The 13,211-nt window shown below is 33.6% G+C and carries 11 protein-coding genes and 1 tRNA gene; 3 read left to right on the top strand and 9 right to left on the bottom strand.

Annotation, left to right across the window (positions count from 1 at the left end):
• Window positions 1-30: 30 nt before the first annotated feature.
• The 6 genes from P2W65_RS07450 to P2W65_RS07425 form a co-directional block, all read right to left on the bottom strand.
• Window positions 31-2,127, bottom strand: coding sequence for a peptidylprolyl isomerase (locus P2W65_RS07450; RefSeq protein WP_289664599.1), 2,097 nt, complete (start codon window positions 2,125-2,127; stop codon window positions 31-33).
• A gap of 107 nt (window positions 2,128-2,234) precedes the next feature.
• Window positions 2,235-3,491, bottom strand: coding sequence for a hemolysin family protein (locus P2W65_RS07445; protein ID WP_289664597.1), 1,257 nt, complete (start codon window positions 3,489-3,491; stop codon window positions 2,235-2,237).
• A gap of 2 nt (window positions 3,492-3,493) precedes the next feature.
• Window positions 3,494-3,688: a hypothetical protein gene (locus P2W65_RS07440; protein WP_289664595.1), complete on the bottom strand. Its 195-nt coding sequence runs from the start codon at window positions 3,686-3,688 to the stop codon at window positions 3,494-3,496.
• An 8-nt stretch (window positions 3,689-3,696) separates the two neighbouring features.
• Window positions 3,697-4,251: an LPS export ABC transporter periplasmic protein LptC gene (gene lptC / locus P2W65_RS07435; protein WP_289664594.1), complete on the bottom strand. Its 555-nt coding sequence runs from the start codon at window positions 4,249-4,251 to the stop codon at window positions 3,697-3,699.
• Between the two features lie 51 nt (window positions 4,252-4,302).
• Window positions 4,303-5,532 carry a BamG family beta-barrel-assembly machinery protein gene (bamG, locus tag P2W65_RS07430; RefSeq protein WP_289664592.1) on the bottom strand — a complete coding sequence of 410 codons (1,230 nt, stop codon included), beginning with the start codon at window positions 5,530-5,532 and terminating at the stop codon, window positions 4,303-4,305.
• The gene (locus tag P2W65_RS07425) at window positions 5,525-6,259 is read right to left on the bottom strand and encodes a type III pantothenate kinase (protein WP_289664590.1); all 735 of its coding nucleotides are present in this window, start codon (window positions 6,257-6,259) and stop codon (window positions 5,525-5,527) included. Before P2W65_RS07425 ends, bamG begins: the two co-directional genes overlap by 8 nt.
• Before the next feature lie 103 nt (window positions 6,260-6,362).
• Here P2W65_RS07425 and P2W65_RS07420 point away from each other — a divergent pair.
• Window positions 6,363-6,435 (top strand) — tRNA-Phe (locus P2W65_RS07420).
• A 76-nt stretch (window positions 6,436-6,511) separates the two neighbouring features.
• Here the strand turns inward: P2W65_RS07420 and P2W65_RS07415 are convergent.
• Entirely contained in the window at window positions 6,512-7,114 is a 603-nt protein-coding gene (locus P2W65_RS07415; protein WP_289664589.1) for a hypothetical protein, read from the bottom strand.
• Window positions 7,115-7,314: 200 nt separating this feature from the next.
• On the opposite strand from P2W65_RS07415, the gene P2W65_RS07410 reads away from it, so the two are divergent.
• Together P2W65_RS07410 and P2W65_RS07405 are read left to right on the top strand one after the other, a co-directional pair.
• A complete protein-coding gene (locus tag P2W65_RS07410; protein ID WP_289664587.1) occupies window positions 7,315-8,808 on the top strand; it encodes an MFS transporter in 1,494 nt (497 codons plus the stop codon).
• Window positions 8,809-8,818: 10 nt separating this feature from the next.
• Window positions 8,819-9,043, top strand: a complete 225-nt coding sequence (locus P2W65_RS07405) for a DUF6814 family protein (RefSeq protein ID WP_109191574.1) — start codon at window positions 8,819-8,821, stop codon at window positions 9,041-9,043.
• Between the two features lie 100 nt (window positions 9,044-9,143).
• Here the strand turns inward: P2W65_RS07405 and P2W65_RS07400 are convergent, their stop codons facing one another.
• Both P2W65_RS07400 and P2W65_RS07395 read right to left on the bottom strand, forming a co-directional pair.
• The gene (locus tag P2W65_RS07400) at window positions 9,144-12,014 is read right to left on the bottom strand and encodes an alpha-amylase family glycosyl hydrolase (protein ID WP_289664584.1); all 2,871 of its coding nucleotides are present in this window, start codon (window positions 12,012-12,014) and stop codon (window positions 9,144-9,146) included.
• A gap of 83 nt (window positions 12,015-12,097) precedes the next feature.
• The gene (locus tag P2W65_RS07395) at window positions 12,098-13,198 is read right to left on the bottom strand and encodes a SusE domain-containing protein (RefSeq protein ID WP_289664583.1); all 1,101 of its coding nucleotides are present in this window, start codon (window positions 13,196-13,198) and stop codon (window positions 12,098-12,100) included.
• Between the last annotated feature and the right edge of the window lie 13 nt (window positions 13,199-13,211).

The raw sequence follows: 13,211 nt of genomic DNA, 5'->3' as shown, positions 1-13,211 counted from the left end.
TCGGGTTTTTATGATATTGATTACTTATTCTTAGTAATTGAACTGTAATCTATTATCTTCAATTTTAGCATTATTTTTCAACGCTGGCAATACTCTACTTGCATCATTTGCACTTTGAGCTTTTACTTTCTCTACATAAGCAGCATGAGTAGCAATTGCTGGAGCTTTTACTGTTTTAATGTTTTTAACTACATAAACCCCTGTATTTCCTTCAATTGGAGCAGAAATCTTATTTGCAGCTAAAGCAAATGCATTTCCAACAACTTTTGGTTCTTGTCCAACTCCACCAGGTAAAACTGGATTATCTAAAGTTACATCAGCAGCTTGCTGAACAGCAACCCCAGCAGCTTTAGCAATAGCTTCAAGGCTTGATCCTGTCATTTTAGCTTTTAACAATTCCGCTTTTTTCTTGTTTTTCAAGATTGGCTCAACATAAGGTCTTGCCATATCAACAGAAACTAAACCTGATTTATTTTCACCTTTGTATTTAGCAATAACGTGTCCGATATTCGCTATTTCAAAACGTTTAACGTCTCCTTTTCCTGTTTCTTTATCAAAAGCCCATCTTACAATGTTACGCTGATTTCCTAAAGGCCCGAATGCTTCATCCATAGCTTTTGCATTCACAACAGGAGCTACTTTTAAGCCTAATTCTTTAGCTGCAGCATTAAAATCTTTATCAGCCGCATCCATTTCGAATTTAGTTGCTAAAGTAAATACCTTATCAGAAGTAGCTTCAGAAGGCTCAATTTTCTGAGCAATTGTAGCTAAACGAATTCCATCTTGTTTATCCGTAATTTTGATAATATGAAAACCGAAAGGAGTTTCTACTAAACCTATTTTTCCAATTCCGTTATTGAATACAAAATCATTGAATGGCTTTACCATTTGGCCTTGACCAAAATATCCTAAATCACCACCTTGCTGTGCAGAAGAATCATCAGAACTTGTAAAGGCCAACATCATAAAACTATCTGGATTTGCCTGAACCTGAGCTAAGATTTCTTCAGCTTTAACTTTAGCGTCTTCTTTAGTTCTTTTTTCTTTTGGAGTTGCTTGAGCACCATCGTAAGAAATTAAAATATGGCTTGCTTTTGCATTAACACCAGCTTTAAATCCTAAAGATTTAGAGATAGCATAATATCTTCCGTAAACATATGGCCCGTAAATTGCCCCAGCAGGCAAACTGAATAATTTGTCAGCATCTACAGCTGGAAGGTTATTTTTAGGAACGTAAGTAGAATCGTAAGGAACATCAGAATTTGCATTTACGAATTCAGCAATGTTTGTCGCATTTCTAAATCCTGGTAACGAATCATTTTTACCAGTTTTTGCGTTGTACACAACACTTCCTGATAATAATGCTGTTAATTTAGCTTTAATTTCAGCCTCATCTTCTTTAGAAGCTTTATCTTCTACTAAAACGTATTCAATTTCACGAGTTGCATCTGCTTTGAATTTTTTCTCGTTTTTCTTCATATAATCTACAATATCAGAATCAGAGATTTTTACTTCACTGTCTTTAATTGAAGAATATGGAGCAGCAGCATAGGCAAAGTTCACTTTGTTAGCCTCCATTTCATACTTTAATTTTCCTTCACTAGCAGTTGTGTAAAGTCCTGACTTAATTAAAGTATTATATATTTGAAATTTAGCATTCAATTCAGCATCTTTCTCTTTTTGAGTGATGAATTCTTTTGCTTCTGGATTTGATTTGAAATAGTCTTTAAACTTAACTTCATCAAAAAGTCCTGCTGCATTTAAGAACATTGGGTTTTTACCAATATTTGGATCTGATTTTAGAACCTCTAATAAGTGTTTTTCACCTACTCTCAATCCTAATTTATCAAATTGAGATGACAATAAAGCGATTGAAACTTCTTGATCCCAAACTCTGTTTGCAGCTTCAGTGGAAGTAATACCCTGCCCACTTTTTTCAACATTACTAACTTTAATTCTAAAGTCTTCAAATGAAATATCTTTTCCGTCGATGCTTCCTACATCTTTTGAACTTTGACTAAATGTTCCCTTACCGATTAGATCTTGTATTATAAATGCAAATAATGCAAGTGCAATAACTCCTATCAATAAAGCGGAACGCTGTCTAATTTTTGCTAAAACTGCCATTTTATTATCGTTAATTTTATATTCAGTTTGCGAAAATACAATTATCTAGTTAATAACAATACAACTAGCGTTTTATTTTACACATTTTTTTTTATTAATTTAAAAAATCAATCTTTAATTGTCAATTTGACTAGTTCTATTTTCTTATTTGAAGCCTCTTTTATAAAAAAATGATACTTATCTATTACAATTCTGTCTCCTTTTTGTGGAATTTCTTTTGTATGATTTACAATAAAGCCTCCTAACGTCCCATACGAATCCTCTTCTGGAATCATTAATTTATAAGTTTCATTTAAGTATTCAACATCTAATCGGGTTGAAAACAAATACTTACCTTCACTTATAACCTCTTCAATTAATTCCTCATCCAAATCGTGCTCGTCTTCAATTTCTCCAAAAAGTTCCTCCACAATATCTTCAATCGTAATAATTCCAGAAGTTCCTCCGTATTCATCTAGGACAACTGCAACATTTTTACGCTTTTTAATTAATAAGTTCAGCACATCTTTTATCAAAATCGTTTCCGGAACAAATTCAACAGTCATTAAAACTGATTTTATTGTAGACGGTTTTTTGAACAAGTCAAACGAATGCACATAACCTACAATATCATCTAAAGAATTCTGGCTGATGATAATTTTAGAATATCCTGTTTCAATAAACATTGCTTTAAGGTCATCAACAGTATCAAAAAGATCTACATCTACAATTTCTGTTCGTGGCGTCATAATATCACGAGCCTTAACGCCAGAAAATTCTAATGCATTCTGGAATATCTGGATTTCAGAATCCACTTCTTCATCTTCTTCAACAGAACTCATCTGCTCGTTAATATAGTTTCCAAGTTCAATTCTACTGAATAAATGAATCTGGCTTCCCTCTGTTTTAAAAAATTTACTCAGTACAAAATCGGCAATCCAGATAAAAAAAGAGGAGATATAATAAAACAACCTATAAAAGAAATAAGCTGGAAGCGCCAAAATTTTAATTAATGAATTGGCGTAAATCTGAAAAAAAACTTTAGGAAAAAACTCAGAAGTCAGTAAAACAATAAAAGTTGCGAGAAGAGTCTGAATGAGAATATCCCACCAATCTGGAACAAACAAACCCAAATGAGTCATCCAATTTAGAATTAGATCTCCCATAAAAAAGCCATAAATCACCAATGCAACATTGTTTCCAATAAGCATTGCCGCAATAAATTTGGATGGATTTTCGGTAAGTTTCGTTAAGATTCTAGACAAGAAATCGTCTTGTTTCTTCTCTATTTCAAGATAAATTTTATTGGCGGAAATAAAAGCGATTTCCATTCCAGAAAAAAAAGCTGCTAGTATTAAACATATTATTATAATACTAATTTCCATTTTTACTGGTTTTTATTGCGATTATTGTGCTTATTAATAAACCTTCTTCTAAAGAAAAACATAAAAGCCGACATTCCGGCAATTACAAAATAGAAAGGATAACTTTCATCGCCTTCATTTAGTTTCATTATAGCATCGTAAGCAAAAAATAGTGCTATAATGATGTAAATGTATTGTGTATATTTTAAATAACCCATAATCTTATTTATTCTTCGTCGGATTCAATTTCACCGCTTATTCGCTGTGAATTTATCACTTTAAAATCTTTACTAAAATCTATTCCCTGACCATTCGAAACACCTTTTGCATCTGTCAGTTTAAATTTTCTCTCAGTATAAAACCATTCGTTTTTCTGATCAAAGTATAATTGTTCTGTTTCCAAAACCTGCCCTGCTTCAGAAGTTATTTTTACTTTCCCAATTAAATCTATAATTCCTGTATTTTTATACGAAACTGCATAATTTCCTTTTATAAAAGTACGCTTTTGCTTTTTATCATATAAAGTAACATCAATTCCTCTTGGAAATTCAGTAAACGGAAAATCAAGATTAGAATAATCAAGCATTTTAGGACTTATCAAAACACCTGTAATACGTCCAGAATCTGTATACTTAATATTAACTGTATCTGCATCACTTGCTGGAACAAATTCCGAGAAGTTAATTTTCTGAACTTCTTTAAAATTACTTTCGCATCCAAAAAACAGTGTCACAGCAAGAACTGTGACAACTAGCAGACTATATCTTTTTGGTAAATTCATTTGCCAAATGTAGTAAATTGTAATGAGCTTAGAAAAGATAAACTAGTTTGTTTATTGGAATTTACTCTTCACGAACCATCTGTCGTTGAAAGAAAAACTCAAACTGAAATTCACATAGTTTTCTTGTACCAAATCAGAGGAAATCGTACCGCGTTTTCCAAATTCAACTCCAAAATTCAAATTTGAAAAAGATTGCGGAATCGGAATTCCAACTCCAAGGGTCATTCCGTAATCTTTGATAGACTCATTATTAACAATTAAACCTATTTTTTCATACTTTAAACCTGCTCTATACGTAATTCTGCTCATGTAGCTTGTGAAAGAATTATAGTTAGGAAGGAAGTATCCTCCAAGGGCAAATTTTGAATAATTTTGGTAACTTACATTATTCATTTTATTGTAATAATTTTCTAACTGTCCATCTCCTTGAAAAGTCATATTTGCACCAACAAGCCATTTTCTAGCCTCTCCAATTCCTAAACCAATACTCAACTTATTTGGAAGTTTTAGTTTTGTAGGATCTACAGCCTGAGTATAAGGATCCGGATCGCCTTGAACTGAAAATACTCTTGTGTTATCTGAATTCAGATTCCCTGCAAATGAATAACTTAAACTAGAAAAAATACTAATTTTTTTATAGACTTTTTGTTGATACATCGTCCCAAAACTAAAAGCCATTCCTGATATTTCAGAAGTATTTACTTCTGCTGTACTGTTTTGAACTCCCGTTACAGCTTCTAAAGTTGTTGTGGTAATTTTTCCAAAATTATACTGCGCATCCGCTCCAATATTCCAGTTACGTGTAATCTTGTATCCCAAACCAAAATAAACCTTATTTACACCGCCTTTTCCTTCAAGCTGTGAACTTGTCAATCCTTCTGTTGCCGTGTTGTCAGTAAAAATTTTATAACCTACTGAACTAACAGGTATTAAACCAAATGAAGCGCCGAATTTTCCCATCGGAATTCCTAATGCTAAATAATCAAAAGTAGTGCGCTGTGCTTTTTCAGACTGTGTACTTGTTTTTAAATTAGAAGTTGCAAAAGTTCCTCCAACCGTAAATGTCGTTTGCAATAAGCTGGCGTAACTAGCAGGGTTTTCTAAATTTAAATGAATCGTATCCTGCTCCACTGCAACTCCGGCCATTGACCTATTTTCAAGAGTTCCCTTGAATCTTACATCTCCTATTCCGAAGAAAGAATAGGGAGAAGCAGTACCTTGCTGTGCGAATGAAACGAACGATATAAGCAAACAAGCGCTTAGTATTACTTTTTTAATCATTGTCGATTTTATATTGATATGTTTGGTTCAAACTCTCCAGAAGGAAATTTGAATTGGCAAATATGGTATTTTTTAATCGTTTAGCCAAAAAATCTGCATCGCCTCCCGTTAAAATTATGATAAAATTTGAAAAGTCCCTGCGATAATCATCGATAAAACCGTCAATCTCATAGACGAAACCATTGACAACACCAGAATGCATGGCTTGTGTTGTCGAGTTACCAATATATGAATTGGGCACTTCTAATGTCAACAAAGGCAATCTGGCCGTATAATTATGCATCGACTCGTATCGCAATCGAAGCCCCGGAGAGATCGCTCCTCCTAAATAATTATCATTTTCGTCGATAAAATCGTAGGTAATGCAAGTTCCTGCATCAATAACTAATCGGTTTTGTTTTGGAAATTTCAAAGTGGCTCCTGCTGCCAGAATCATGCGGTCTATCCCTAACGTTTTGGGAGTTGCGTATTTATTATGAAACGGAAAAACATCTTCGTGTGTAAAAAAATGAACTCTGATTTCTTTTTCGAATGTTAAAAAAGCTTGTTTTTCGATATTTCCAACCGAAGCAACAGCCAAATCTGAGCAATTTGGAAATTTTTCCAAAATATTTTTAATCTTTTCTACAAGCTCTTTTTTCTCAAAAATAAAATTCTCCAGAGCAGTACTTCCCTCAAAGACAGACGCTTTAATTCGAGTGTTTCCAACATCAACCGTTAAAACCATTTTGCATTTTTGTTTTTGCGAAGATACGAATTGATTTTTTTTCTAAAATGTTTTGGAGAAACGGAAAATGATTCTATCTTTGCACCCGCAATACGCACAATAAGGTACCTTAGCTCAGATGGTAGAGCAATGGACTGAAAATCCATGTGTCCCTGGTTCGATCCCTGGAGGTACCACAAAACCCGAATAGAAATATTCGGGTTTTTTGTTTTTTATTTTTTTTTAAAGCATTACAGTTGTAAAAACTAAAATTTAAGAATCTTTACGTCTTTCCTTTTTCTTCTTTACTGTTATAGTTTTATAATAATTCCTATCTATTGCACTAAATATTTCCTGAATTAAATAAACATTACTATCAGCTGTTTTTATTTCGTAAGGATGATTCATTGGAGAATAATACTGTGCTTTCATTTCATCATTACGTCTTACAACCAATATATATAAATTAGTATGACCATGATCTTTTCTGCAATTCTGATAGTAACTCTTCTTCTCTAAAATTTCCGAAGCAAACTTTAATTTCTTTTGCTCTTCTATTGAAAAATTTATCTCTGTGTTTAATTTTTCCGTCTTCAAAACAGCTTTAAAATTTTCATCAAAATCAATTACTAAAAATTGACCGCTTTCATGTCCCTCATGCCATTTATATAGCAAGATTCCATTTTTTATTTTTGTAAAATTGGCAAACTCACTTTTATAAGAAGTAGAATCTCCCCTGATACCAATATATTGCCATTGCAGAATTTCTGACGGAACTGAAACTGCCAAACATTTATTTTCATCAGAAACATTTACTTTTTGGCTTTGACAAATTGCAAAACTCAAAAAAAGAATTAACACAAAAATCTGGTTCATACCAATAAGCGCAATAAATAGTATACTTCAAATATAATCACATTACTTTATTTTTAAGCTTTACTAAGATTCTTAAAACGAAATGTCAACAATTAAATAGTTTTTGTTAAAAAAGTATTAACTAAATAAAAAAATATCTTCTATATTCGTAAAACTATAATTTTATCTTTCATTTACTAATAAGATTTCAAAGCAGTTTTATGAGCGAAACTTCTACTAAAGGCATTTGGAAAGTAATTTCTGCCTCTTCTATGGGCACCATGATCGAATGGTACGATTTCTATATTTTTGGCAGCTTAGCCGTTGTTATTTCAACAAAATTTTTCCCCAGTGACAATCCAACCGCAGCGTTTTTATCTACTTTAGCCACATTTGCGGCTGGATTTGTTGTGCGTCCGTTTGGAGCTTTATTCTTTGGAAGGCTTGGTGATATTATTGGTCGTAAATATACTTTTATGGCTACTTTATTATTAATGGGCGGGTCTACATTTTTAATTGGCTGTATTCCGAGTTATGAAACAATTGGATTTCTTGCGCCTCTATTAGTTTTGATTTTACGTTTGCTGCAAGGACTTGCTCTTGGAGGTGAATATGGAGGCGCCGCTACTTATGTTGCCGAACATGCTCCTGCAGGACAAAAAGGCTATTGGACTTCTTGGATTCAGACTACTGCTACCGTTGGCTTATTTATTTCTTTGATGGTTATTCTTGCTACAAAAAGCATGCTTTCTCCTGAAGCTTTTGATTTATGGGGATGGCGTGTTCCTTTCTGGGTTTCGGTTGCTATGGTTGGCGTTTCGTATTTGATTCGAAAAAATATGGATGAATCACCTGTTTTTGCAAAAGCTAAAAAAGAGGGAACAACGAGTGCAAATCCATTAAAAGAAAGTTTTGGAAACAGATACAATTTAAAGTTTGTTTTATTAGCTTTATTCGGTGCTACAATGGGACAGGGAGTTGTCTGGTATACAGGACAATTCTATGCCATGAGTTTTATGAAAACGGTTATGAATGTTGATTCTTCTCAAGTAGATGAATTATTAGGAATTGTCCTTTTGATTGGAACTCCCTTTTTTATTATTTTTGGATGGCTGAGCGATAAAATTGGACGCAAATACATTATGATGTTCGGAATGCTGCTGGCTATAATATCATACAGGCCAATTTACAAAGCAATGTACGATACTACTGATATCAATAAAAAAAGTGAAATTGTAGAAATACCGCAAGTTACCACAGAAACTAAGGCTGACGGAAGTTCTGTTGCTACAACGCAAAAAAAATACACTGATGGCACAACCGTTTTAGAAAAAACAACGTATATCCCTAAAAAAGAAGCTCAAACCAGCCTCTCAATAACAATTAATTCAAGTGATAAATGGACATTAATTTTTCTAGTTTTTATTCAGGTACTTTTTGTAACAATGGTTTATGGCCCTATCGCCGCTTTCTTAGTCGAAATGTTTCCAACCAAAATTAGATATACTTCTATGTCATTACCTTACCATGTTGGAAACGGAATTTTTGGAGGCTTACTTCCTGCTATTTCTACTTATTTTGTATCCCATGCTAAAACAGCTGGCAAAACAGATTTTTATCTTGACGGATTATGGTATCCTATTATTATTGCAGGAATCTGCTTTGTAATTGGAATGATTTATATTGACAACAAAAACGAAACTACTCACCTTTAAAATTTAAAAAATGAACGCGATTAAACAAGTTTTAGGGGCATTATGGATTGCTTTAGCAGCTGCAGCAGCATATTTCTGCGTGTTTGAATTTGGTTTGCCTAAATTACTTTCGGAACAACAGGACGATTTGGTATTTGGTGCAATTATTCTATTTATATTAACTCCCCTCATTGTTATGGGCTTGGGAACATTTGGATACTATTCTTTAATTGGAGAATACAATAAAAAGAAATAAATGAGATAGAAAACTACTTAATCAAAAAGGCTGCCTACAACAATGTAGAACAGCCTTTTCTCATTACTAACCTAACCAAACTTTTTTATCTGTTAAGATTTTATTTTTTAATAAACTTCATTACTTGAGTCGTATTATTTTCATCAGAAGCTTTTAGGATATAAAGTCCTGTCTGTAATTCGCTTACGCTGAATTGAAAATCTGCATTGCCTTTTGAAGCAAAACTTTTTACTAATTGTCCTGAAACAGAATAAATCTGAACTTTAGCAAAACCAGCGTTAAGTGTGAAATAGTCCGTAACTGGATTTGGATATAGGTTTACCGAAATTCCTTTTTCAAAATCGTCTATCGCTAAATTTGCTATTTTATTACCATAAATTCTGTATTCTCCCGGAGGCAGATTTATCGGAGCATTTACATCTGTTACATTTATGGCGGTATTGTCCATTAAATTATACCAAGTTCCTGCATACGGAAAACCTGTTGCAACGTTCTGAGCTGCAGTATCGAAATTGGCTAAGATCAAAACATCTTTTAACTGTGATGAAGATAAATTAGCATCTGTTATTTTGATGTTTACAAGTTTAGAATTTGCATTTGTAATAGTCGAGGTTCCCGAAAAAACTGGCTCTGCTTTTTTAAGCGTAATCATTTTTGCCCAATCGTTATAAATTTTATTGCGATTTGAATCTCCCAACCAGTTATTCACCCATTGCGGCTGTGGTTTTGTATCTAATTTACAATCTCCAGGTTCAGCATCAAAATCTGTATTTACAACATTGTTATTACAAGTAAAAATAGAACTTTCCCATCCTAACTCTCCAAAATGCCAGATCATTTTTGGTCCTGGAACTAATAAAGAAACTGCTCCAATTGCAGACATTCTTGATAATGCTGTATTCAATGTTTTTACGCTGTAAGTTCCATTTACAGCTCCATACTGTAGATTTTTATACATTAAACGTTCCTCATCATGACTTTCGGCATACCCAATTAAACGATTAGCTGTAAATCCTCTACTTGTGCTTGACATTCTAGTAATATCACTATTGTATCCCATAGACAATTCATTGTATTGATTGGTCATTTTTCCCCACATCATAATTCCTTTACTTGGAGATTCTGAAATCTTATAATTTGCCCATTCTTTTTCTTCAGCATCCGACCCTAAATGTTCAAAAATGGTAAAATGAGTTGGATCTAAACTCCACGAATAATCTGCGTATTTTTTCAAAATATCTATTCTATCCTGCTGATAGGCATCTGTACAAGAATTATCAGAAGCTGTACAATTTTGCGTAAAACCTTTAGTTAAATCCCAGCGGAAACCATCTATTTTATATTCTTGAATCCATTGTTTAATCACTCTTTCTACATAATATTGTGTTTTTCCAGACTGATGATTAAAATCTTCCCCAACATTATAAGAATGTTTAGCTACAGTATTAAAATAAGGATTTTCAGTAGTCGGCGATCCAAAACCATCTCCATCAGGATCATTCATCCACATTCTTACCATCGGATTTCTTCCAAAAGCGTGATTTAAAGCTACATCAAGAATTACAGCAATTCCGTTTTGGTGACATAAATCAATAAACTCCTTTAATTTATCTGAAGTTCCATAGAATTTATCCAAAGCCATGTGGAATGAAGTATTGTACCCCCAGCTTTCATTGCCTTCGAATTCCATTACTGGCATTAATTCAATTGCATTTATTTTAAGATTTTTAAAATAATCTATTCTATCTATCAGATTTTGATAACTTTTACCTGCATCAAAATCACGTACTAAAACTTCATAAACAACTAGCTTTTCTTTTTCAGGTTTTACGAAGTTTGTTACCTGCCAATTATAAGGAGTCTGTCCTGTTTTCAAAACCGTTACCTCAAAATTTTGCCCCGTTGGATAAACAGGCATATTAGGATATTTTGATGAAGGAATCGAAGGATCATCATAAGGTGATAAAACTAAAGTAGAATATGGATCGGCCGTTTTTACCATGGCTGGTGAATTAGCAAGCGGTGTTGCATCTACGACCCAATATTGATAGGTATTATTTACACCCGAAACCAATCCTGTTAATTCCAGCCAGAATTTCCCTGAAGCTGGATCTTTTTTCATGGCATAAGCCGATGTTGGCTGCCAATTATTAAAGCTTCCGGCAACATAAACAAAGTCTTTTAAAGGCGCATCTAAAACCAAAGTTGCTTTAGTCACATCTGAAGCATTATAATTAATTCCATCTACCAAACCCGCAGGCATAGCTTGAGAAACTGTATTCGGATTTACGAGAACCGAGAACTTTTTAGAAATTGTAGTCGCTCCTTGCGTTGCAACTAATTCATAACTTTGGTTTCCCGTAACATTGACATGTGTATAAGAATAATTCGAAGTACTGACATTTGTATTAATTGTGGCTCCATTGGCTTTCAAAGTATAACTTCCTGCTCCTCCAGTATTTGTTGCAGTTATAGTAAAGCTTGATCCCGAATTAATAATTGTATTACTATTTTCAGCTGGAGACGTTAATGAAACTTGAAAAGTTCCTACTTCTACCAAAATATCTTGAGATTTCTTATCACCAGTTCCGTCTTTCGCTTTAACCAAAAAACCAATTCTTCCTATTCCGTTTCTTGCGAAATACGTAGAAGGGGTAATTGTTTTAGTATACGTATCGGTTCCGGCATTATAAGTAAATTTACTCGCTTCATTTGATGAAGTCCAAGTTCCATTAGAAGAACTATCTGATTGATTCGTATCATTTACATCATAGGACCATGACCAAAGATATAATGCGTATGTTGTACTGATTCCCCATGAAGTTTCGTTAACACTATTTCCATTAATGGTAATTGTAATCGGAGTTGTTTCTTCAAAAGTTGCTGGATTTATTGAATAAGTAACTGTTTGTTGCTGGGCAAAGGCAGTTACCGCCATCAATAAAAATATTGATAGTAAAATTCTTTTCATAATAGTAGTGGTTAGCTAATTAGTTAGTTTGATTAAAAAAGGGCTATCTGCTGATAGCCCTTTTCCAGTTATTAACTGAAGTCTTATTGATTAGGAATCATTACATAACTTCCGTCTAAATCATTAAAATAAATAAGATATTTAGATTTTGCTACCGGTATGTTTTCACCGTTTCCTCCACCTGAAAAGGCAGTAGTTCCTCCCCATGAAACATCCCAAGCGTCATTTGCTCTAAACTTCATTCCTCCATCATTTAAAGGCGTTACACCCAATGTCCAGATATGAGCATTAAAAGTAGATTTTACCATTGGTGTCGAAGCATCCCATCCTTTAGCAGTTGCATCTCCAATAATACCTACAGTATTGTAAACCGTCGCTGTTGCACCTGCTGCATATGGAGCTAATGTATAGGTCAATTTTTGAACATCCATCACAAAAGTGTAATAACCATCTGCTGCAATTTCAAAACTAGCAGGATCTGCATCACCTTCTGTAGCTCTATAAATTAAAGATCCATCTTTACCTCCATACATTGGAGCCCAGCTTCCTAAGTTTTTAATAGCCTTAAATACACCTTTTTTGAAGAATCCTATAAATTTATATTCATTTGCATTTGTTGCACTTCTAAATAAAATCTGATTTCCTTTATTGTTATCCCAACCAGAAACTGTTGCGTCTCCAACTAAATACCAATCGTCGAATTTATAATCAACTTTTCCAACATAAGGAGTTACAGTGATCGAAATCAATCCTTTTGAAACCTGAACAAATCCGCCTGAAACATTTGATGTAATTTTTACATCATATTGCGCTGCTACTTCTGGCACACCTCCAAGATCAATTGCTGCCTGATTTAAATCTTTAGCAAGCACAGATACCTCAGTAGTATTATTCGTAGTAGCTTCAAGAACTTTTGCTCCAGTAAAATCCCCTCCCTTTTTATCTATTAACAAACTGTATCTTACAGATACTGTATTAGAATATTCAGCTGCGGACCATTTAAATTTAGCAACTTCTTCTGATGCTTTTTCAACATCAAGAACATAATTTTGTCCCGTTGCTGGTGCAGTAATCTCTGGTGCCAAAAGCGTATCAAGAACTGGTCTTTCGTCTACAGCATCAGCATTACATGATACCGCTAATACACCAACAAATGCGATTAAAACTTTATATATTTTTTTCATTTTTCAGTTCTAT

Origin of the sequence: Flavobacterium panacagri (assembly GCF_030378165.1) — a bacterium.
GTDB lineage: Bacteria > Bacteroidota > Bacteroidia > Flavobacteriales > Flavobacteriaceae > Flavobacterium > Flavobacterium panacagri.
The sequence above is the reverse complement of the archived record's forward strand: the minus strand, read 5'-3'. Positions and strand labels throughout refer to the sequence as shown.